The sequence below is a fragment of the Burkholderia sp. GbtcB21 genome (genome assembly GCF_019091065.1).
GTDB classification, from domain to species: domain Bacteria; phylum Pseudomonadota; class Gammaproteobacteria; order Burkholderiales; family Burkholderiaceae; genus Burkholderia; species Burkholderia pyrrocinia_C.
The window spans coordinates 1-271 of the sequence record NZ_JAGXKA010000244.1 but is presented as its reverse complement, the minus strand read 5'-3'; the positions used below and the strand labels follow the sequence as shown (position 1 = coordinate 271).

Sequence of the window (271 nt, the reverse complement as noted above, 5' to 3'; positions counted from 1 at the left end):
GCAGCAACGCGCGCGCACCCGGTGCCTGCGGTGCGCGCATCAAGCGGAGACACGACGATGATTACGAAACGGCGACCAGGCGTACGCTACGAGATCAACGTATGCGGCGGCGGATTCGATTGGGTGAAGAGCCATTTCGATACGTGGAAACACGAACCGCTGATCTACCGGCCCGAGTGCCGGATGTACGAGGGCAAGGCCGACGTGCGTCCGCTCGGCGACGAGACGTTCGGCTCGACCGAGCCGGGGCGCTTCGCGCTGCAGCGCGCAT

Annotated in this window: 1 protein-coding gene; it reads left to right on the top strand. The window is 65.3% G+C overall.

Annotation, left to right across the window (positions count from 1 at the left end; translation table 11 throughout):
• Positions 1-57: 57 nt before the first annotated feature.
• A partial coding sequence (locus KVT39_RS36890; RefSeq protein ID WP_217591478.1) for a hypothetical protein occupies positions 58-271 on the top strand: 214 nt, incomplete at its 3' end.